This is a genomic window from Micromonospora costi (assembly GCF_003626655.1).
Taxonomy (GTDB): Bacteria; Actinomycetota; Actinomycetes; order Mycobacteriales; family Micromonosporaceae; genus Micromonospora; species Micromonospora costi.
Genome location: NZ_RBAN01000001.1, coordinates 1,995,348 through 2,015,093 on the forward strand (window position 1 = coordinate 1,995,348; position 19,746 = coordinate 2,015,093).

Annotated in this window: 18 protein-coding genes and 1 pseudogene; 9 read left to right on the forward strand and 10 right to left on the reverse strand. The window is 73.4% G+C overall.

Features of this window, described 5'->3' with window-relative positions:
* Positions 1 to 180 precede the first annotated feature (180 nt).
* Together sepH and D7193_RS09080 are read left to right on the forward strand one after the other, a co-directional pair.
* Positions 181 to 1,266: a septation protein SepH gene (gene sepH / locus D7193_RS09075; protein ID WP_120778822.1), complete on the forward strand. Its 1,086-nt coding sequence runs from the start codon at positions 181 to 183 to the stop codon at positions 1,264 to 1,266.
* Positions 1,267 to 1,345: 79 nt separating this feature from the next.
* The gene (locus D7193_RS09080) at positions 1,346 to 2,332 is read left to right on the forward strand and encodes an aldo/keto reductase (RefSeq protein WP_120778823.1); all 987 of its coding nucleotides are present in this window, start codon (positions 1,346 to 1,348) and stop codon (positions 2,330 to 2,332) included.
* Positions 2,333 to 2,381: 49 nt separating this feature from the next.
* Here D7193_RS09080 and thpR read toward each other — a convergent pair whose 3' ends face one another.
* The 5 genes from thpR to D7193_RS09105 all read right to left on the reverse strand — a co-directional run bounded on the left by thpR (position 2,382) and on the right by D7193_RS09105 (position 7,034).
* Positions 2,382 to 2,960, reverse strand: coding sequence for an RNA 2',3'-cyclic phosphodiesterase (gene thpR, locus D7193_RS09085; protein WP_120778824.1), 579 nt, complete (start codon positions 2,958 to 2,960; stop codon positions 2,382 to 2,384).
* A gap of 12 nt (positions 2,961 to 2,972) precedes the next feature.
* Positions 2,973 to 3,482 (reverse strand): hypothetical protein, encoded by a 510-nt coding sequence (locus tag D7193_RS09090; RefSeq protein ID WP_120778825.1) that lies wholly within the window; start codon positions 3,480 to 3,482, stop codon positions 2,973 to 2,975.
* Positions 3,483 to 3,625: 143 nt separating this feature from the next.
* Positions 3,626 to 4,909, reverse strand: coding sequence for an MFS transporter (locus D7193_RS09095; RefSeq protein WP_120778826.1), 1,284 nt, complete (start codon positions 4,907 to 4,909; stop codon positions 3,626 to 3,628).
* Between the two features lie 75 nt (positions 4,910 to 4,984).
* Positions 4,985 to 5,434 carry a MarR family winged helix-turn-helix transcriptional regulator gene (locus D7193_RS09100; protein ID WP_174242566.1) on the reverse strand — a complete coding sequence of 150 codons (450 nt, stop codon included), beginning with the start codon at positions 5,432 to 5,434 and terminating at the stop codon, positions 4,985 to 4,987.
* A 121-nt stretch (positions 5,435 to 5,555) separates the two neighbouring features.
* Positions 5,556 to 7,034, reverse strand: coding sequence for an NCS2 family permease (locus D7193_RS09105; RefSeq protein ID WP_120779369.1), 1,479 nt, complete (start codon positions 7,032 to 7,034; stop codon positions 5,556 to 5,558).
* Positions 7,035 to 7,122: 88 nt separating this feature from the next.
* On the opposite strand from D7193_RS09105, the gene D7193_RS09110 reads away from it, so the two are divergent.
* Positions 7,123 to 7,374 (forward strand): DUF2530 domain-containing protein, encoded by a 252-nt coding sequence (locus D7193_RS09110; RefSeq protein WP_120778827.1) that lies wholly within the window; start codon positions 7,123 to 7,125, stop codon positions 7,372 to 7,374.
* A gap of 47 nt (positions 7,375 to 7,421) precedes the next feature.
* On the opposite strand, the gene D7193_RS09115 is transcribed toward D7193_RS09110, so the two are convergent.
* The gene (locus D7193_RS09115; RefSeq protein WP_120778828.1) at positions 7,422 to 8,261 is read right to left on the reverse strand and encodes a DUF3027 domain-containing protein; all 840 of its coding nucleotides are present in this window, start codon (positions 8,259 to 8,261) and stop codon (positions 7,422 to 7,424) included.
* Between the two features lie 87 nt (positions 8,262 to 8,348).
* Between D7193_RS09115 and D7193_RS09120 the strand changes: the two genes are divergently transcribed.
* The 3 genes and pseudogenes from D7193_RS09120 (at position 8,349) to D7193_RS09130 (ending at position 12,135) form a co-directional block, all read left to right on the forward strand.
* Positions 8,349 to 9,956 (forward strand): MFS transporter, encoded by a 1,608-nt coding sequence (locus D7193_RS09120; protein ID WP_120778829.1) that lies wholly within the window; start codon positions 8,349 to 8,351, stop codon positions 9,954 to 9,956.
* Positions 9,953 to 10,597, forward strand: a pseudogene (locus D7193_RS09125) (futalosine hydrolase); the annotation flags it as partial. The gene D7193_RS09120 and the pseudogene D7193_RS09125, both read left to right, overlap by 4 nt.
* A gap of 707 nt (positions 10,598 to 11,304) precedes the next feature.
* On the forward strand, positions 11,305 to 12,135 hold the full coding sequence (locus D7193_RS09130) for a 1,4-dihydroxy-6-naphtoate synthase (RefSeq protein ID WP_120778831.1): 831 nt from the start codon (positions 11,305 to 11,307) through the stop codon (positions 12,133 to 12,135).
* On the opposite strand, the gene D7193_RS09135 is transcribed toward D7193_RS09130, so the two are convergent.
* Complete coding sequence (locus D7193_RS09135; RefSeq protein ID WP_088977134.1) at positions 12,096 to 12,482, reverse strand: cold-shock protein; 387 nt, start codon at positions 12,480 to 12,482, stop codon at positions 12,096 to 12,098. The genes D7193_RS09130 and D7193_RS09135 overlap by 40 nt on opposite strands.
* A gap of 28 nt (positions 12,483 to 12,510) precedes the next feature.
* On the reverse strand, positions 12,511 to 13,134 hold the full coding sequence (locus D7193_RS09140; protein ID WP_120778832.1) for an HAD family hydrolase: 624 nt from the start codon (positions 13,132 to 13,134) through the stop codon (positions 12,511 to 12,513).
* A gap of 82 nt (positions 13,135 to 13,216) precedes the next feature.
* Between D7193_RS09140 and D7193_RS09145 the strand changes: the two genes are divergently transcribed.
* Positions 13,217 to 15,697, forward strand: a complete 2,481-nt coding sequence (locus tag D7193_RS09145; RefSeq protein ID WP_120778833.1) for a helicase-associated domain-containing protein — start codon at positions 13,217 to 13,219, stop codon at positions 15,695 to 15,697.
* 2 nt (positions 15,698 to 15,699) lie between these two features.
* Here the strand turns inward: D7193_RS09145 and D7193_RS09150 are convergent, their stop codons facing one another.
* Positions 15,700 to 15,933, reverse strand: coding sequence for a hypothetical protein (locus D7193_RS09150; protein WP_120778834.1), 234 nt, complete (start codon positions 15,931 to 15,933; stop codon positions 15,700 to 15,702).
* A gap of 102 nt (positions 15,934 to 16,035) precedes the next feature.
* Positions 16,036 to 16,929, reverse strand: coding sequence for a L,D-transpeptidase family protein (locus D7193_RS09155; RefSeq protein WP_120778835.1), 894 nt, complete (start codon positions 16,927 to 16,929; stop codon positions 16,036 to 16,038).
* Positions 16,930 to 17,105: 176 nt separating this feature from the next.
* On the opposite strand from D7193_RS09155, the gene D7193_RS09160 reads away from it, so the two are divergent.
* Together D7193_RS09160 and D7193_RS09165 are read left to right on the forward strand one after the other, a co-directional pair.
* Positions 17,106 to 18,785 (forward strand): DNA repair helicase XPB, encoded by a 1,680-nt coding sequence (locus D7193_RS09160; RefSeq protein ID WP_120778836.1) that lies wholly within the window; start codon positions 17,106 to 17,108, stop codon positions 18,783 to 18,785.
* A 122-nt stretch (positions 18,786 to 18,907) separates the two neighbouring features.
* Complete coding sequence (locus D7193_RS09165; RefSeq protein WP_147434346.1) at positions 18,908 to 19,648, forward strand: uroporphyrinogen-III synthase; 741 nt, start codon at positions 18,908 to 18,910, stop codon at positions 19,646 to 19,648.
* Positions 19,649 to 19,746: the final 98 nt, after the last annotated feature.

Here is a 19,746-nt window from a genome sequence, read left to right on the forward strand (position 1 = left end):
ATCACGGTGGGTGGCCGAAGCCCCGCGCGGCAGCCACCCACCGTGACCATCGCCGCTGCTCATGCACGACATGCGGGTGTCGCATCCCCCACCTCGGGGCAGATGAGCGTACGGTGGTCCGAGACGCCCGGGTGGCTGGCTCGTGGCGTGCGGCCAACGAAGCGGGACGGAGGCAACGCAATGCGCCCAGTACGCTTCGTCGCCCTCTCCGAGGACGGCCAGGCCCTGGTGCTCGCCGACGAGGTGGGGCGGCTTCTCGCGCTGCCCATCGACGAACGCATCGCCGGCGCGCTGCACGCCGAGCCGGGCGCCCCGCCGCTCGCGGTAGCGCCGGCCGCCGCCGACCCGGTCCCGTCCCTGTCCCCGCGCGACATCCAGGCCCGCATCCGCTCCGGTGAGTCCGCTGAGGACGTCGCCCGGATCGCCGGCGTGCCGGTCGACCGGGTGCTGCGCTACGCCGGCCCGGTGCTTCAGGAGCGGGCCATGCTCGCCCAGCACGCGCGGCGCACCCGGCTCAAGGGCGCGGAGAAGCCGACCCCGCTCGCCGAGGTGGTCAACGGCCGGCTGGCCCAGCACGGGATCGACACCGAGAAGATCTCCTGGGACGCGTTCCGGCGCGACGACGGCACCTGGCGGATCATCGCCACCTGGCCGTCGGGCAAGGCCACCGCGCAGGCGGTCTGGGATCTCGACAAGACCCGGCAGACGGTCACGCCGCACGACGACATGGCGCAGTACCTGTGCGCCGAGCGGCCCACGCCGATCCTCGGCCAGGAGCCGGCGCCGGAGCGGGGCGGCCACGCCCTGCCCGGTCCGTCGCGTGGTGAGCCGAGCCGTGGCGGGCACGGCCTGCCGTCCCCGGCCGACCACCCGCGTCCGGGCCGCGACCCGATCCGGGCCGGGCGCGACGCCCTGCTCGCCTCCCTCGACCGGCCGCTCGGCGGTTCGTCGGGCCGGGGTCTGGAGCCGCGCACGCCGGCGGCGCTGGCCGGCTCCGACGCGCCCCGGCAGCGGGCCGTCGGCGGCGGTGCCGCGGCGCTGCTCGGCGGCGGTCCCGGTTCGGCCTTCGACGACGACTCGGACGCGCCCAAGGAGGTGCCGGCCGTGCCGTCGCTGGCGGTGCTCCGGCCCCGGCGCACCGGCCCGGCCGCCGCCGCGGCCGCCGGGAGCGAGTCCACGGACGCCACCGGCAAACCGCGCAAGCGCCTGCCGAGTTGGGACGACGTCCTCTTCGGCAGCGGCCCGGCGGCCCGCGAGTCCTCGTAGGCCCGCGTCGGGCGGGCGGCGGTTCCGCCACCCGCCCGGCGTGAGGCACTCGAAGTCGCGCAGTGGCAGGCTCGGGTTCATGGAGTACACGAATCTTGGCCGCACCGGCCTCTCGGTCAGTCGTCTCTGCCTCGGCACGATGAACTTCGGTCCGCAGACCAGCGAGCCGGACAGCTTCGCGATCATGGATCGCGCGCTGGAGCACGGGATCAACTTCTTCGACACCGCCAATGTGTACGGGTGGAAGGTCGGCGAGGGGGTCACCGAGCAGATCATCGGCCGCTGGTTCGCGCAGGGCGGCGGCCGGCGGGACAAGGTCGTGCTGGCCACCAAGGTCTACGGCAAGATGGGCGACTGGCCCAACGAGCAGGGTCTCTCCGCGCGGCACATCATCCGGGCCTGCGAGGCGTCGCTGCGCCGGCTGCAGACCGACACCATCGACCTCTACCAGATGCACCACATCTCCCGGGCGACGCCGTGGGAGGAGATCTGGCAGGCCATGGAGACGCTGGTCGCGCAGGGCAAGGTGCTCTACGTCGGGTCGTCCAACTTCGCCGGTTGGCACATCTCGGTGGCGCAGGAGGCCGCGGCCCGGCGCAACTTCCTCGGCCTCGTCTCCGAGCAGTGCATCTACAACCTCATGACCCGGCACGTCGAGCTGGAGGTGGTCCCCGCCGCACAGCACCACGGGCTGGGGATCATCCCGTGGTCGCCGCTGCACGGCGGCCTGCTCGCCGGTCTGCTGCGCAAGATGGCCGAGGGCCAGGCGGCGCGCGGCACCAGCGGCCGCTCCGCCGACGCGCTGGCCGAGCACCGGCCGACCATCGAGGCGTACGAGAAGCTCTGCGCCGACCTGGGGCACGACCCGGCGGATGTGGCGCTGGGCTGGCTGCTGTCCCGCCCGGGGGTGACCGCGCCGATCATCGGCCCGCGTACCGTCGAGCAGCTGGACCGCTCGCTCGGCGCCCTCGACGTACGGCTCGACGAGGAGACGCTGGCCCGGCTGGACGAGCTGTTCCCGCCGGTCGGCAACGGCGGCCCGGGCCCGGAGGCGTGGGCCTGGTGACGGCGACGGCCGCCGGCGGGCGCCGGCGGCCGGTCGGCGCCCGTACCGGTCAGATCGGCCAGGCGGCGATCCGGTCGTAGCGTGGCCGGGGGCCGAGGTGGCTGCGTACCAGCAGCAGCTCGGTCGCCGGCCACTCCGGGCCCAGGTAACCGTCCAGGGCGACCCGGTCCGCCTCGATGTCCACGCGGTCCATCCGGTCGCCGGGCCGGGCGACGGTGAGGTGCGCGCGGAACGGTTTGTCGTCGTGCGGCAGGCGCGCGGCCCGCAGCCGGGAGCGGACGAGCCGGGCCAGGACGGCCAGCGCCTCGGCCTCGCCCCGCACGTCCACCCACAGCACGGTGAAACGACCGCGCCCGAAGCGGCCGCCGCCGCCGAGCCGCAGCCGGGGCGACTCCTCCCGGCCGTCGCGGAACCACTGGGCGGCGAGCCCGAGGGCGCTCTCCACCTCGATCAGCCGGTCCGCCTCGACCTCACCGAGGAAGGCGAGGGTGAGGTGGACGTGCGCCGGGTCGGCGAGCCGGATGTTCGTGCCGGCCGCGGCCGCAGCGCCGATGCGCAGGCGGGCGATCTGGTCGGTCAGGTCGGCGACCGCGTCCTCCGGCGGGCAGACCGCCACGAAGAGCCGCACCCGCGTACGCCCTCAGCGGTGCTGCTGGCGGCGGCCGGTGCGGGCGGCCGGCAGCGTGAGGCCGGCGGCGTGCAGCAGCCCCTCCACCCGCACCCGCTCGATCTCCTGGTCGACGCCGTCCAACTCGGTCAGATGCTCGGTGATGCCGAGGGCCCGGCAGGCCATCCGCAGCCGGTCGTCGTACGCCTGGACCACCGCGCCGTGCCAGACGGCGGACCGCCCGGTCCCGCCGAGCCGCTGGCTGCCCAGCCGGCGCAGGTCGGCGGCGAGCTGTTCCAACGGTCGCCGGTCCGTACGGTCGAACTCCGACAGGTCGATGTCGCGGGTCAACGCGTCGGCCTCGATGGCCTTGTCGAGCCGGGCGATGGTGCGCCGCTCCCGGCGGCGGTCACGCCACTCGGCGTAGCCGCAGGCCACCCGATCCATGATCTCGTCGGCACAGAAGACGAGGGCCAGCAGCACGGGCAGGCTGGCCACGGCGACGAACGCCAGGGCCAGCAGCAGCGCGCGTCCGACTCCCACGCATCGACGCTAAGCCCCACCGTTCCGGTCCGCCACCGGATTGGCCGCATCCGCGTCATCCGCGCAACCGGGCGCTTGCGGGTGGCCGTCGTGAACGCGTCGAAAAGGCCCCGGACGGTGGTCCGGGGCCTTTTCGGTGTCGCTCAGCTCTCGATCTGGGTGACGTAGAAGCGGGGCATCGGAAGCACCCGGAACCGGAGCCGGGCGCCCGAACGGCGCAGTTGCCAGGTCAGCGCCAGCAGTGCCGTGGTCAGCGAGATGAGCCCACCGATCCAGATGGCGGCGCCCGCGCCGAAGGTCTCCGCGACCCAGCCGATCACCGGAGCGCCCACCGGGTTGGTGCCCAGGAAGACCAGCACCCACAGGGCCATCACGCGGCCCCGGAATGCCGCGTCCACGCCCAGCTGGACCCGCTGGTTGGCGGCCTGGGCGAAGAACACCATGAAGAACCCGGTCGGCACGAGCAGCGCCACCACGAGCCAGTACGTCGGCGCGAGACCGACCAGGGTGCCGAACGTGGCGCAGGCGACGGCGGCGCCGAGCACCAGCCAGACCGACGGCCGGCTGCGCCGCCCGGTGCCGGAGAGCGCCCCGCCGAGCGCGCCGACCGCGAGCGCGGTGCTGAACAGGCCGAACGACGCGGCGCCGGTGTTGAACCCGGTCTTCGCCAGCGCGGCGAGGGTGAGCTGGAAGTTGAACAGCGACATGCCGATCACCGACATGACGACCATGGGCAGCAGCAGGTCGGACCGGCGCCACACGTAGCGCAGCCCGTCGATCACCCGGGCCTCGGCCCGCTCGTCGCGCGGGAGCAGGGCCTCGCGGTGCAGCTCGGACGTCCGCATCCGGACCACGTTGACCAGGGGCGCGATCGAGCTGACCGCGGTGAAGAGGAAGACCGGGCCGACGTCGAACGCGGCGATGGCGAGACCGGCGATGGCCGGGCCGATGATCCGCGCGGAGTTGAACACGGCGGCGTTGAGCGAGAGCGCGTTCGGCAGCAGCGACACGCCGACCAGCTCGGAGACGAACGCCTGCCGGACCGGCGTCTCGACGGCGTTGGCGACGCCGAGCAGGAGGGCGAACGCGAAGACGTGCCAGAGCTGCACCAGGCCGGTGAGGACCAGGATGCTCATGCCGAGCGCGAGCGCGGTCCAGACGGAGTTCGCGATGAAGAGCAGGATCCGCTTGTCGTACCGGTCGGCGAGGCGGCCGGAGAGGAGCGTGAGCAGCAGGACGGGAGTGAACTGGAGTGCGGTGACCACGCCGAGCGCGGTGGCGGAGTTGCCGGAGAGGTCGAGGACGAGCCAGTCCTGGGCGATGTACATCATCCAGACGCCGAGCAGCTTGATGAGCTGCCCGGTGGCGAAGAGCCGGTAATTGCGGACCTGTAGGGACTGGAACATCCTGCTCAACTTGGCCTGCACTCTGTGTTGCGCCCCCTCGAGTCGTACGCGTCATCGACGATGGACGGCGCGGACCCGGTGGCCCAGGCGAGTGAGTCAGGCGCGAGCCAGCTGCTGGAAGAGCTCGGCGGCTCTCCGCAACGTCTCCCGATCTGCCTCGGTGAGCTCGGCAAGCCGGCTGGCCAGCCACTCGTTACGGGCGCGCTCGAACTGTTCGAGCACCGCCCGTCCCCCCTCGGTGGGCGCGAGGATGACCTGGCGGCCGTCGGTCGGATGGGGTGTGCGCTGCACGAGGCCGCGCTCCTCCAACTTCGCGACGATCCTGGTCATCGTCGGCGGCTGCACCCGCTCAATGTCAGACAGTTCCCGGGGTGTCAACGCGCCCGCCAGCTTGAGGCTGGTGAGCGCGGAGAGCTGGGTGACCGTCAGGTCGCCGACCGGGCGCGCCTGACGGACCCGCCGGTTGAGTCGGGTGATCGCATCACGCAACTGGGGAGCCAGCTGCGCCGGTGGCACGCGTTTCGCCGTCACCGTCCGCTCCGTCACGATAGTTAGCTTAACTAATGAGCATGGCTAACGACATCTGATATGACCAGGCTCACGAGGACTACGCCCTGCCACGTGGCCGGGTGTCCGGTTCCACCGGCACCCGGCCACGTGGTCGGCGTCACAACACCAGGGACTCGACCGGCCCGCGCAGGAAGTACACGACGAAGAGGACGGCCACGCCGTACAGCAGCGGGTGGACCTCCCGCGCCTTGCCCTTGGCGAGCTTCAACAGGACGTACGTGATGACGCCCGCGCCGATGCCGTTCGAGATCGAGTACGTGAACGGCATGAGCACGATGGTGAGGAACGCCGGGATGGCGATCTCGTAGTCGGACCAGTCGATGGTCCGGACCCCCATCATCATGAGGAAGCCCACCACGACCAGGGCCGTGGACGCCGCCTCGAACGGCACGACGACCACCAGCGGTGCCAGGAACATGGCCAGCAGGAACAGCGCGCCGGTGACCAGGTTGGCCGCGCCGGTCCGGGCGCCCTCCGCCACACCGGCGGCGCTCTCGATGTACGAGGTGTTGCTGGAGGTGCTCGCCGCACCGCCGGCCGCCGCCGCGATCGAGTCGACCAGCAGGATCTCCTTGGCCCGCGGCGGGGTGCCCCGCTCGTCGAGCATGCCGCCCTCCTGGCCGACCGCGACCATCGTGCCCATCGTGTCGAAGAAGTCCGTGATCAGCAGCGTGAAGACGAACATGATCACGACGAGCCAGCCGGCGCGACCCCACGAGTCGAGCACGTTGAAGTTGCCCAGCAGCGACAGGTCCGGCACGTCCACCACCGTCTTCGGCAGCTCCGGAACGTTCAGCGACCAGCCCGACGGGTTGGGCTGGCCGTTCACCACGGACGGCCCGACGTTCGCGATCGCCTCGACGATGATCGCCAGCACCGTCGAGCCGAGGATGCCGATGAGGATCGCGCCCCGCACGCGGCGGGCCACCAGCACCAGCGTCAGCAGCAGCCCGACCACGAAGACCAGCAACGGCCAGCTCGTCAGCTTGCCGCCCACGCCCAGGCCGACCGGCACGGTCGTGTTCGCGACGTCCGGAATCCGCCGCACGAAGCCGGCGTCGACCAGGCCGATGATGGTCAGGAAGAGGCCGATGCCGACGCCGATCGCCGTCTTGAGCTGCGTGGGCACCGAGCGGAACACCGCGGTACGCAGGCCGGTCAGCACCAGCACGGCGATGATCACACCCTCGATCACCACCAGGCCCATGGCGTCCGCCCAGGTCATCTCCGGGGCGATCTCGTACGCGACCAGCGCGTTGACACCGAGGCCGGCCGCGAGGGCCAGCGGGAACCGGCCGACGACCCCCATGAGGATCGTCATCACACCGGCGACCAGCGCCGTCACCGCGGCGATCGCGGGAATCGGGAGGGTTTTGCCGTCACCGTCGACGGCGCTACCGAGAATGAGGGGGTTGAGCACCACGATGTAGGCCATCGTGAAGAAGGTCGCCAGGCCGCCGCGTACCTCGCGGCTCAGCGTTGAGCCACGGGCGGAGATCTCGAAGAAGCGGTCGAATCCGTTACGCGGGCGAGCGGGGTCGGGTGGTGTTCGGTTCTCGGGCGGCGCTACTGCCATCAGGTCCTCGCAGGTGATCTTCCGTCGGTCGCGCGCATCGTCCCAGATCAACGGCCGGCCAGGAAAGTTGATCGCGTACGCTTGCCGCGTGCCGAAGGAGCAACAACCGCGCCCGGAGCCGCTCGACCCGCCCATGGTGCCGTTCGCGATCGCCGGAATGGTGGGCTGGGCGATCGTCGGTCTGGTCCTGCTGGTCTTCTTCCGGGACTGGCTCACCGAGCACGGGCACGAGAACTGGCTCTGGATCTGCCTGGCCGGTTTCCTGTGGGGGATCCCCGGTCTCGCCGTGATGATGCGGCACGACGCGAACCGTCGCCGCCGTCGCACCGCACGCGCCTGACCCGAGCCGACCCCCGCTGACCTGCGCGGACGGCTCGGGCCGCCGGATCAGGGGTGGCCGTACGGCTCCGCCGGCTCGGCCGCCTCGACCGACCCTTGGGCGCGGCTCACCGCGACCGTCTCCACGGCGCTGTCGTCGTAGACCGTCGGCATCTCGTCGACGGACGTCTCGGCGGCCTCGATGAGCGTCTCCGAGTGGGCGCCGCAGCCGTGGTCGGCGCTCACCACGCGACCGTCGTCCGGGGCGTAGAAGTTGCCGCAGGCGCCGAAGGCCTGGCGCAGCGAGCCGGCCAGCGGCAGGTAGAAGCCGCAGGTGCCGCAGCGGGCGGACGCCGGAGCGGCCGTGGAGATCGGCGCCGAGGGGCCGTGCTCACCGTCGTACCACCGCTGGGCGGCCTCGGAGCGGCCCTCGCGGGACAGCACCCGGGCCCGGCCCAGGCCCAACTCCCACGCGGTCTCCTCGACCGCCGGGTCGTCGGAGAGCACATAGCCGGGGGCCAGCCGGTCGTCGTCCGGGGGCGTGGGCAGCAGGTCGCCGGGGCCCAGGTCGCCCGGCTTGAGCCGCTCCTGCCACGGCAGCCAGCCGGGCGCGAGCAGCGCGTCGGTGCCGGGCAGCAGGACCGTCTCGCAGATGGTCACGGTGCGGCTGCGGGGCACCCGGGTCACGGTGACCGCCCACCGCCAGCCGCGGTAGCCGGCCAGCCGGCACTCGAAGTAGTGCGTGACGAGCCGTTCGCCTTCGGCGACAGCCTGGAGGTGGTCGCCGACGTCGGCGGGGTCCACCTCGGTGATGCCGGCGCGGGCCACCTCTACGGCGGCGGCGCAGACCTGGTCGAGGCGGGCGGCACGGGTGGAGGCGGGCCTGGTCACCCGACCATTGTTCCCCATGCGTACGTCCCCGTGTCAGGGACTCCCCGACCACCTTCTGCTCAACTGGTGCGGCATACGGCCATCGGATCGGAGAGGATGGTGCACATGTCGCCGTCCTCCCGCCCCGAGCGTTCCGTCCTCGGGCGGACCGTCGGCACCGGCATCCGCGCGACGCGTCTGCTGCTGCGCGGCTCGGTGGGCGGCGGGCGGTGGGTGACCCGGCGGGCCGGCCGGGCCCGGGCGCGGGGCGCGGGCGGCGAGGTCGGCATGGTCCGCCTGTTCGACCTGCACGCCCTCTCCTGCGCCGGCGACACGCTCATCGCCATCGGCCTGGCCGGGACGATCTTCTTCAACGTGCCGCTCGGCGAGGCACGCAGCAAGGTCGCGCTCTACCTGCTGATCACCATGGTCCCGTTCGCCATGCTCGCCCCGGTGGTCGGGCCGCTGCTCGACCACTTCCGGCACGGCCGCCGGTACGCGCTCGCCACCACGATGCTCGGCCGGGCCTTCCTGGCCTGGCTGATCTCCGACTACATCCACGGCTTCGGGCTCTACCCGGCGGCCTTCGGGGTGCTGGCGCTCTCCCGGGCGTACGGGGTGGCCCGCTCGGCCGCGGTGCCGAGGCTGCTGCCCGAGGGGCTGGGCCTGTCCCAGGTGGGCGCCCGCGCGAGCGTCTACGGCACGGTGGCCGGCGCCCTCGTCGCCCCGATCGGCCTGGCCGCGTTCTGGTTCGGGCCGCAGTGGCCGCTGCGGGTCGCGTCCGTGATCTTCCTGGTCGGCATGGTGATCTCGCTGCGGCTGCCGCCGAAGGCCGACTCGGAGCCGCCCGAGCGGGTGCCGCGGGCCCTGCGGGCGCTGGGCCGCCGCTCGGGCGAGCGCCCGCTGGGCCGGGGACGGCCCGCCGGCCGGCTGGTGATCGCGACCCTGATCGGGGCGGCCACCCTGCGCGCGGTCTACGGCTTCCTGCTGCTGTTCCTCGCCTTCGCCATCAAGAAGGGCGACCTGACCACCGTCGTGTTCGGCCGCGATCTGACCGACGAGGCGGCGCTGGGCCTGGTGGGCGCGGCGCTGGCCGTGGGCACCTTCCTGGCGACGGCGATCGGCACCCGGCTGCGCATCCACCGCCCGACGGCCATCCAGTCCAGCAGCATGATCATCGTGGCCGGCGTGGCGGTGCTGGCCGTACTGAAGTTCTCGCTGCCCATGGTCGCCCTGTTCTGCCTGGTCGCCGCCCTGTTCAGCGGCCTCGCCAAGCTGGCCGTGGACGCCTCGATCCAGGAGCGGATCCCCGAGCGGCTGAGGGCCAGCTCGTTCGCCCACTCGGAGACCGTCCTCATGCTCGCGTTCGTGGTGGGCGGCGGGCTCGGGTTGGTGCCGTTCGCGGGCCGGATGGGCATCGCGGTGGCCGCCGGGGTGGGTGTGCTCGCCGCGATCCGGGGCGTGCTGGTCGCGGCGCGGCTCCGCGGCGAGCGGCTGGAAGGCCGGCCGCTCGGCGACGACGAACTGGCCGAACAGCTCGCCGAGGAGCCCACGGTCGCGGAGGCCGACGACCCACGCCCGACGTCGCCGCCACCGGCGCCCAGCGACTCGGCAGGCTACGAGCCCGGTCTCGCCCCGCCGGGCTACCACATCTACCGCCCCTCCTCGTCCGTGGGCGGGCCGGGCGGCAGCGACGACGACACCCGCCACGAACCCCGCGGACCGCGCCCGTGACCGGCCTGCTGGTGGTCACCGCCGTGCCGGCCGAGGCGGACGCGATCCGGGCAGGCCTTCCCGACCCCTCCGTGGCCATCACCCCGGTCGGGGTGGGCCCGGCCGTCGCCGGTGCCGCCACCGCCCGCCTGCTGGCGCTGGCCGAGGCGGCCGGCCGGCCGTACCGTGCGGTGGTCAGCGCCGGGGTGGCGGGCGGTTTCCGCGGGCGCGTGGCCGTGGGCGGCACGGTGCTGGGCACCGCGAGCATCGCCGCCGACCTGGGCGCCGAGTCGCCGGAGGGCTTCATCCCGATCGACGCGCTCGGCATGCCGCCGGCGCTGCTGGGCGGCGGCAGCGTCGTCCCGGCCGACCCGGAACTGCTGGCCGCGCTGCGCGCCGCACTGCCGGACGCCACCATCGGCCCGGTGCTCACGGTCAACACCGTGACGGGCACCGCGGCCAGCACCGAGCTGATCGCCGGGCGCTACCCGGACGCCGTGGCCGAGGCCATGGAGGGGTACGGCGTGGCGGTCGCCGCCGCCCAGGCCGCCCTGCCCTTCGCCGAGCTGCGTACCGTCTCCAACCCGATCGGCCCGCGCGACCGCGACGCGTGGCGCATGCGCGAGGCGCTGGCCGCCCTCACCGAAGCCGCGTCCGCCCTCGGCCAGCTCGCGCCCGGGCTCAGCCGCGTTCCCTCCCCCACCCGGGACGCTGCCGCCGGTCCAGGCGCAGCGCCGTCGGCCGGCTCGCCTCCAGCGCGAACCCGCACGCCATCAGGAAGCTGACCCCGCCGGACCCGGCCGTCGCCCGTGCCGTCCGGATGCCCGCCCGCGCTCCGGGGCCAACCCTGTGATGGTCCCGACCGCGGGACCCGGCTTCAACAGCCCACTCGTACCTGTGGACAAGTCTGTGGACAACCCAGCCACACCAGGCTCGCTGCACGGCCACGCGCATGATCGACTCGACATCCTTGAAGTCGCGGTGTCCACCGGACCCGGACACCGCGATATCCACGCAACCCGTGTCGATCACCGTCCACCTGCCAGACGAGGCCACCCGACCCCGGACCGGCGCCCTCGCCGCCCACCTGCCTGGTCAGCTGAGCATGATCCACACCGGATCGGCGATATGACGGCATCCAATCCGCTGGGACCCCGCCACATCGGCGGAATGGAGTCGATCAAGCGGGACAGGCCGTCCACAACCGCATGATCGACTCGACATCCTTGAAGTCGCGGTGTCCACCGGCGCCGGACACCGCGACATTCACGCAACCCGTGTCGATCACCGCGCGTGACCGCCGGGCACATGTCACAGTGGTCGGCCCCCGAAACGAGGGTTGGAACGGCGGCGGGTCTACGGTGGGGGTGTGGCGCTCTCCCTCGCGTTCTCGCCCTGCCCCAACGACACCTTCGTCTTCCACGCGCTCGTGCACGGCCGGGTGGCCGGCGCGCCGTCGTTCGACGTGACGTACGCCGACGTGGACGTCACCAACACGGCGGCCGAGCGCGGCGCCTTCGACCTCGTGAAGGTGAGCTACGCGGCGCTGCCGTGGCTGCTGGACCAGTACCACCTGCTGCCCTGCGGCGGTGCGCTCGGTCGCGGCTGCGGCCCGCTGGTGCTCACCCGCGGCGACCGGGCGGACCTCACCGGCGCGACCGTGGCGGTGCCCGGTGACCGGACCACGGCGTACCTGCTGTTCCGGCTGTGGGCGGCCGACCGCCCGCCGGCGCGCATCGAGGTCGTGCCGTTCCACGAGATCATGCCGGGCGTGGCCGCCGGCCGGTACGACGCCGGCCTGGTGATCCACGAGGCGCGGTTCACGTACCACCGGCACGGCCTGACCGCCCTCGTCGACCTCGGCGAGTGGTGGGAGGGCGACACGGGCCTGCCCATCCCGCTCGGTGCGATCCTGGCCCGGCGCGGCGCCGTCGACCCGGAGGCCGCGGCCGCGTGGATCCGGGAGTCCGTCCGGCAGGCGTGGGCCGACCCGGCGGCCAGCCGGGAGTACGTGCTCGCGCACGCCCAGGAGATGGAGCCCGACGTGGTGGACCGGCACATCGGCCTCTACGTCAACGAGTTCACCGCCGACCTGGGGGACGCGGGATTCGCCGCCGTGGAGGCGCTGCTGGGCCGGGCCGCCGACGCCGGGCTCGTGCCTCAGACCTCCAGCTCGCGCGCCACGGCGTGGACCAGCTGAGCGATCTTCTGGGCCGTACGCCGGTCGGGGAACCGGCCGCGGCGCAGGTCCGGCTGGACCTTCGCCTCCAGCACCTTGATCATGTCCTCGACGAGGCCGTGCAGCTCCTCCGCCGGCCGGCGGCGCAGCTCGGCCACCGACGGGGGCGCCTCGAGCAGCTTGACCCCCATGGCCTGGGCGCCCCGGCGGCTGTCCACCACGCTGAAGTCGACCCGCTGCCCGCCCTTGAGGTCGGTGACGCCAGCCGGTAGCGCGCCCTTCGGCAGGAACACGTCGCCACCCTCGTCACTGGTGACGAACCCGTATCCCTTGGCCGCGTCGTACCACTTCACTCGACCCGTAGGCACCTGAGATCCCCTGCTTCGCTTGAGCCGTCTACTGCTCCAAGGCTAGCCGGATCATGCCGTCGAGCGCCGCCGGGAATCCGGTGAGATCATCGAGCACCACGTCCGCGCCCGCCTCGCGCAGCTCGTCCGCCGAACACGGGCCGGTCGTCACCCCGATGCCCGGCACCCCGGCGGCCGCTGCGGCGACCATGTCGGCCACGTGGTCCCCGACGTAGTGGGTCGCCCCGTGCTCCCGCAGGGCGACGGCCTTCTGCTCGGCGAACAGGTCGCCCGCCACCTCGTCCACCTCCAGGCCGAGGTGGTCCAGGTGCAGCCGGGCCAGCCGGCCCATCTTCGAGGTGACCACCAGCACCCGACCGCCCCGCGCCCGGACCGCCTCGATCGCCTCCCGGGCACCGGGCAGCGGGACGGTCGGGGTGATCGCGTACGCCGGGTACAGCTCCCGGTAGAGGACCACGGCCGACTCGATCTGCTCCGGCGGGAACCAGCGAGCGATCTCGGTGCGCAGCGGCGGACCGAGCCGGGACACCGCCGCGTCGGCGTCCACCGGCACGCCGGTGCGCGCGGTGAGCGCCCGGTAGGCGGCGGCGATGCCGGGACGCGAATCGACCAGGGTCATGTCGAGGTCGAACCCGACCGTCGGTGCGAGCATGCGCAGACCGTACCCGGGCCCGTGGACGAGCCGGACGTCCGAGGGGCGGGAGCACCCACCGCCGGGCTAGCGTGGAACGACGATGACCACCTCACTCGCCGACCACCTCCGGTCGCTGCCCGACGAGTCCCTGGCCGCGCTGCTCCAGCTGCGGCCGGACCTCGTCGTACCCGTGCCGTCCGACATCTCCGCCCTCGCCACCCGGGCCCAGTCGCGGGTGTCGGTGGCGCGGGCGCTGGACGGGCTGGACCAGTTCACCCTCCAGATCCTCGACGCGGCCCGGCTCACCCGTGACCCGGCCGACGGCACCACCTCCACCGACGCCGTGCTCGCCCTGGCCACCGCCGGGCCGCGCCCGCCCGCGCCGACCAGCGTCCGCGGCGCCGTCAACCGGCTGCGCGCGCTCTTCCTGCTGTACGGCCCGGAGGGCGCCCTCACGGTGGTGGCGAGCGTCGACGAGGTGTCCCCGTACCCCGCGGGGCTGGGCCGGCCGGCGGCGGAGTTGGACCCGCGCACGGCGGCGCTGTGCGCGGACCCGGCGAAGCTGCGGCGCACGCTGCTGGCCGCGCCGCCCTCCGCCCGCGCGATCCTGGACCGCCTCGCGGCCGGCCCGCCGGTCGGCAGCGTCCCGCCGGGGGCGCTGCAGGCCCCGGCGGTCGGCGCGGAGGACACGCTCCCGCCGGACCCGGTCAACGGCGGCGCGCCGACCGGTTCGCCCGTGCGCTGGCTGGTCGAGCACCGGCTGCTCGTGCCCGTCTCGGGCGGTAAGTCCGGCTCCACGGGCACCGTCGAGCTGCCCCGGGAGATCGGGCTGCTGCTGCGGCGCGACAGCGGGCCGCTCGGCCCCCTGCGCACCAGCCCGCCGGAAGTCGCCGCCACCCCCCGCGAGGCGAAGGCCGTCGACTCGGCCGGTGCCGGGCAGACCATGGAGGTCGTACGCCACACCGAGGCGCTGCTGGAACAGCTCGCCGCCGATCCGGCGCCGGTGCTGCGGTCCGGCGGCGTCGGGGTGCGTGACCTGCGCCGGCTGGCCCGCACCGGCGGTCTGGACGAGCCGACGACCGCGCTGCTGATCGAGGTGGCGTACGCGGCCGGGCTCCTCGGCGAGCTGGAGCTGCCCGGGGTCACGACGACCCGGTACGGCGCCGACCAGCAGGTGCTGCCGAGCGCCGGGTACGAGGTGTGGCGTGCCGCGTCGCTGGCCCAGCGCTGGGAACAGCTGGCCCGCGCCTGGCTGACCATGACCCGCCAGGTGGGGCTGGTGGGTCAGCGCGACGACCGCGACCGGCCGATCACGGTGCTCTCGGCCGAGGCCGAGCGGGCGGGCGCACCGGGTGCCCGGCGGGCCGTGCTCGGGGTGCTGGCCGACCTGGAGCCGGCGACCGCGCCGACCCCCGACGAGGTGCTGGAACTGCTCGACTGGCGGGCGCCGCGGCGCAGCCGGGGCCGGGAGGCCGCGCACCGGGAGGTGTTGGCCGAGGCCGCCCAGCTCGGGGTGACCGGTCTGGGGGCGCTCACGTCGTACGGGCGGCTGCTGCTGGCCGACGTGACCGACGGGGACGCCCGCGCGGACGACCCGCTGGGGCTGCACGCGGAGGCGGACAGCGAGGAGCCGTCGACGGCCGTACGGGCGCTGGACGCGCTGCTGCCCGCTCCCGTGGACCATTTCCTCGTGCAGGCGGACCTGACCGTGGTGGTGCCCGGCCCACCGGACCCGACGCTCGCGGCCGAGCTGGACGCGGTGGCCGAGCCGGAGTCGGCCGGTGGGGCCAGCGTGTACCGCGTGACGACGGCGAGCGTGCGTCGGGCGCTGGACGCCGGCTACACGGCCGACGACCTGCACGCCCTGTTCCGCCGGCGGTCCCGGACGCCGGTGCCGCAGGGGCTCACGTACGTGATCGACGACGTGGCCCGCAAGCACGGCGGGCTGCGGGCCGGTTCGGCCGGGGCGTACCTGCGCAGCGACGACGAGGCGCTGCTCGCCGAGGTCTTCGCCGACCGGCGGTTGGAGTCGCTGGCGCTGCGCCGGCTGGCGCCCACGGTGCTGGCCACCCCGTACCAGGTGGGGCGGCTGCTGGGCGCGCTGCGCGACGCCGGGTACGCGCCGGTGCCGGAGGACGCGAGCGGCGCGGCCGTGCTGTCCCGCCCGAAGGCGCGCCGCGCGCCGGCCCGGGTGTCGGTGGCGACCCGGACGTTGGACCCGCTGGCCGCGCCGCGGGTGCCGATGCCGCGCCTGCTGGGCGTCGTGGAGCAGATCCGGCGCGGGGACGCGGCGGCGCGCGCGGCCCGGCGGGCCCCGGCGGCGGTACGCGGCGGCCCGCGGAGCGCCACCGGCCCGACGCCAGTGCAGGGGCACAGCGACGCACTCGCGGTGCTGCAACAGGCGGTACGCGATCGGGCGCTGGTCTGGGTCGGCTACGTCGACGCGCACGGGGCGACCGCGTCCCGGCTGGTCAAACCGGTGTCGATCGGCGCGGGCTACCTGCGCGCCGAGGACGAGCGGACGGAGATGCTGCACACGTTCGCGCTGCACCGGATCACGGCGGCCGTGCTGGCCGACTGACCTCAGCGGCGGCTACGGCGTACGGTGCCGACGACCGAGATGATCAGCAGCAGGGCGAACCCGGTGCCGGCCGCCTCGCCGACCGAGTTGATGAAGCCCTGGCGCAGCACCAGCCAGCCGTAGAGGAACCAGCCGAACAGGACCACCGCGGCGACCGTGTACGCGATCACGGTCGCCGTGGACACCTGGTCGCCGGCCCGGTCGTGCTCGCGGGCCACCTCATGATCGAGCGCCATTCGCGCCTCCCCGTCCGGTACGACGCCGGTGTCCAGCGTGGCACCGTCGGGGCGGGAGTGACAGGGGATAAAACCCTGGCTTCCAGCCCGCTGACCAGCCGCTCAGGTGCCGGGGCGACGGCCGACGAGCACCACCTTGCTGCCGACCTTGCCGAGTTCCCAGTAGCGGACGGCGTCGGCGTGCAGCAGGTTGACGCAGCCGTGCGAGCCGATCGACTTGTTGTGCAGGTAGGTGGTGGTCTCGTGAAAGCCCATGCCCTGGGTGAAGTGCTGCCAGTAGGGCAGCCAGACCTCGTACGGGTTGGACCACTCCTTGATGTTGCGGTAGTTGATCGTGTAGGTGCCGGACGGCGTCCGGTAGCCGGGCATCCCCGTACGGGTCACCGTGGGCTCGACGAGTACCTTGCCGTTGCGCATCACCCACGTGGTCTGCCGGGTGAGGTCGATGCAGAAGGTGGTGCCGGAGCCGGCCTCGCAGCGACCGGTGTCGGTGGTGGCGAGCCGCTTGGCCACGTCGTACGTGGTGGGCCCGGCGCGACCCTCGACGGGGCGGATGCCGTACCTCTTCTGGAACTTCTTGATGGCGGCGCAGTCGGCGGCGGACTGCCTGCCGTCGACGGTCACGCGGCCGAACCCGCCCAGCTGCGCCAGGTACGTCTCCACGGCGCGCTGGTGCTCACCCTGCGGGCAGCCGGCCGGCGTCGCGCTGGTGGTGGGCTTCGGCGTCGTACGGCTCGGCTTCGGCTTGGGCGGCGGCGTCGGCTTCGTGGGCGGGGTCATCCGCGTCGGCGTCGGCTTGGGTTTCGCGGGCGTCGCGGGCCGCTGGCCCGGCCCGGGCGTGCCGCTCGCCCCCGTTACCTGCTCCGCCGCGCCGACCGGGGTGGTGCCCCCGCTCCCACTCCCGCCGGCCTGCGGATCGAACGCGCACGCACCAGCGCCGACCAGCGTCACCACGATCAGGGCGACCACCCGGGAAGTGGACCGGACACGCTTCATGACGCCTCCCCTGGACAGTCGTCCCATTGTTAGACGTTTGGGAGTGCCGGCACGGTTGCGCCCGGTGCGCATTTTTCTGCCGGCATCCGGCCGCGTGCAACACTGGATGGTCGGCCTGCGGCGCGGTCAGCCGCGTGGCGGGTACTCGACGGCCATCCCCGAGAAAGGACGCTGGCGTGAGCGGTGGACCCCTGATCGTGCAGTCGGACAAGACCCTGCTGCTGGAGATCGACCACCCCGACGCGCAGGCGTGCCGGATGGCCATCGCGCCGTTCGCCGAGCTGGAGCGCTCCCCGGAGCACGTGCACACGTATCGGCTCACCCCACTGGGCCTGTGGAACGCCCGGGCCGCCGGCCACGACGCCGAGGGCGTGGTCGACTCGCTCATCAAGTACTCGCGCTACCCGGTGCCGCACGCGCTGCTGGTCGACGTGGCCGAGACGATGGACCGGTACGGCCGCCTCCAGCTCGCCAACGACCCGGCGCACGGCTTGGTGCTGCGGGCGCTGGACCGCGTGGTGCTCGTCGAGGTCGCCAAGAGCAAGAAGCTCGCCGGCATGCTCGGCAACCGGATCGACGACGACACCATCGCCGTGCACCCGTCCGAGCGCGGGCGGCTCAAGCAGGCGCTGCTGAAGCTCGGCTGGCCCGCCGAGGACCTGGCCGGGTACGTGGACGGCGAGGCGCACCCCATCGACCTCGCCGAGGCCGGCAAGGACGGCCGCAAGCCGTGGACGCTGCGGTCGTACCAGCGGGAGGCCGTCGAGGCGTTCTGGGCAGGCGGCTCCGGTGTCGTGGTGCTGCCCTGCGGCGCCGGCAAGACCCTCGTGGGCGCGGCCGCGATGGCCGAGGCGAAGGCCACCACGCTGATCCTCGTCACCAACACGGTGGCCGGGCGGCAGTGGAAGCGCGAGCTGGTCGCCCGCACGTCGCTCACCGAGGACGAGATCGGTGAGTACTCCGGCGAGCGCAAGGAGATCCGCCCGGTCACCATCGCGACGTACCAGGTGCTCACGTCGCGGCGCGGCGGCGCCTTCACCCACCTCGACCTGTTCAACGCCCGCGACTGGGGTCTCGTCATCTACGACGAGGTGCACCTGCTGCCCGCGCCGATCTTCCGGTTCACCGCGGACCTCCAGGCCCGCCGCCGGCTCGGCCTCACCGCCACGCTGGTCCGGGAGGACGGTCGCGAGGGCGATGTGTTCAGCCTCATCGGCCCGAAGCGGTACGACGCGCCGTGGAAGGACATCGAGTCGCAGGGCTGGATCGCCCCGGCCGAGTGTGTCGAGGTACGCGTGACGCTGACCGACGCGGAACGGCTCGCGTACGCGACGGCGGAGGCCGAGGAGCGCTACCGGATGGCGTCGACGGCGCGGACGAAGCTGCCGGTGGTGCGTGCCCTCGTGGAGCGGCATCGCGACGACCAGGTGCTCGTCATCGGCGGGTACATCGACCAGCTCCACCAGCTCGGTGAGTACCTGGACGCGCCCATCGTGCAGGGTTCGACGACGAACAAGGAGCGGGAGCGGCTGTTCGACGAGTTCCGCTCCGGGTCGCTGCGCACGCTGGTGATCTCGAAGGTCGGCAACTTCTCCATCGACCTGCCCGAGGCGGCCGTCGCCATCCAGGTGTCCGGGACGTTCGGGTCGCGGCAGGAGGAGGCGCAGCGGCTGGGACGCGTGCTGCGACCGAAGGCGGACGGCCGGCAGGCGCACTTCTACACGGTGGTGTCCCGGGACACGATCGACACCGAGTACGCCGCGCACCGGCAGCGCTTCCTCGCCGAGCAGGGGTACGCGTACACGATCGTCGACGCCGACGACGTCCTCGGCCCGAAGCTCCCGACCGTCGACTGACGCTTGCCGATGCCGTGCGGCCGGAGCGGCCGCGGCTGCTTGATGACGTCGCGGATCGCCTGCTGAGTCGGCAACCGAGGCCTCGCCGCCGACGCTGGTGGCTCTCTGCAAGCATGGCGGCCATGGCGAGCTTCCACGCGCGGTACGTGTCCGGTGATCCCGACGACGTATGGCGCGACCTGCGCGGTCTCGGCCTACGGGTCTTCGACGCCCCGTACCGCGAGGACGCCGAGGCGGTGGCGCGCGAGTTCGCCGACCGTGCCCGCAGGAACGTCGAGACGCTCGTTGAGCGGCTGCAGGCGCGGGGCTTCCGTGCGGAGGAGAACGACGACGAGGGAACGCCGTGTAGCGCCCACGTTCCCCCGTCGCCGGGCGCGCCCGCGCTGGCCGACTGGCTGGAGGTGACGTTCGCGCCGTTCCCGATGACGATCAGCGCGTGGATCCGGCAGGTGGGCGATGTGTGGCTCGTCGGGGAATTGCCGGGTTGGCCGGCCAGCGTGCTCGCGGACCCGTTGGTGGTGCAGTTCGAGTGGGCCGAGCGGGGCGGCTCGCGCTCCTACTACGAGGCCGAGCACGCCGCGTACCTCAGGGACACCGCGCGCCGGGACGCCGGCATCCCGTTCCAGCTCGACTACGCGCCCGACGAGCTCCACAAGGCGAACATCAGCGGCGACGCGCCCTACGGCATCGACCTGCCCGGCCCCGGAATCGACGGGAAGGTGGGGCCCGCGATCTGGTTCGTCGACGATCTCAACACTGCGTTCGCGGCCGGCGGCTTTCCCGGTGCGCTGTGGGACGAGGGCTACCAGGAGCCGCCCGCCGGATTGCGTGAGTCGCTCGCCGCGGGGCTGCTGCGGCTCTGAGGCCGCCAGACGGCAACGGCGTCTTGATCGGCTCCGCTTCCTGGAAGTCGCGGTGTCCATGTCACTCGGACACCCCCACTTCAAGGAAGCGGAGCCGA

Bases quoted from the DNA above. Each gene is read 5' to 3' on its own strand.
- D7193_RS09150 (WP_120778834.1), bottom strand. From the start codon at position 15,933: ATGGCGCTCGATCATGAGGTGGCCCGCGAGCACGACCGGGCCGGCGAC.
- D7193_RS09145 (WP_120778833.1), top strand. From the start codon at position 13,217: ATGACCACCTCACTCGCCGACCACCTCCGGTCGCTGCCCGACGAGTCC.
- D7193_RS09105 (WP_120779369.1), bottom strand. From the start codon at position 7,034: ATGGCAGTAGCGCCGCCCGAGAACCGAACACCACCCGACCCCGCTCGC.
- D7193_RS09140 (WP_120778832.1), bottom strand. From the start codon at position 13,134: ATGCTCGCACCGACGGTCGGGTTCGACCTCGACATGACCCTGGTCGAT.
- D7193_RS09120 (WP_120778829.1), top strand. From the start codon at position 8,349: ATGTCGCCGTCCTCCCGCCCCGAGCGTTCCGTCCTCGGGCGGACCGTC.
- D7193_RS09165 (WP_147434346.1), top strand. From the start codon at position 18,908: ATGGCGAGCTTCCACGCGCGGTACGTGTCCGGTGATCCCGACGACGTA.
- D7193_RS09115 (WP_120778828.1), bottom strand. From the start codon at position 8,261: ATGGGGAACAATGGTCGGGTGACCAGGCCCGCCTCCACCCGTGCCGCC.
- D7193_RS09080 (WP_120778823.1), top strand. From the start codon at position 1,346: ATGGAGTACACGAATCTTGGCCGCACCGGCCTCTCGGTCAGTCGTCTC.
- D7193_RS09155 (WP_120778835.1), bottom strand. From the start codon at position 16,929: ATGAAGCGTGTCCGGTCCACTTCCCGGGTGGTCGCCCTGATCGTGGTG.
- sepH (WP_120778822.1), top strand. From the start codon at position 181: ATGCGCCCAGTACGCTTCGTCGCCCTCTCCGAGGACGGCCAGGCCCTG.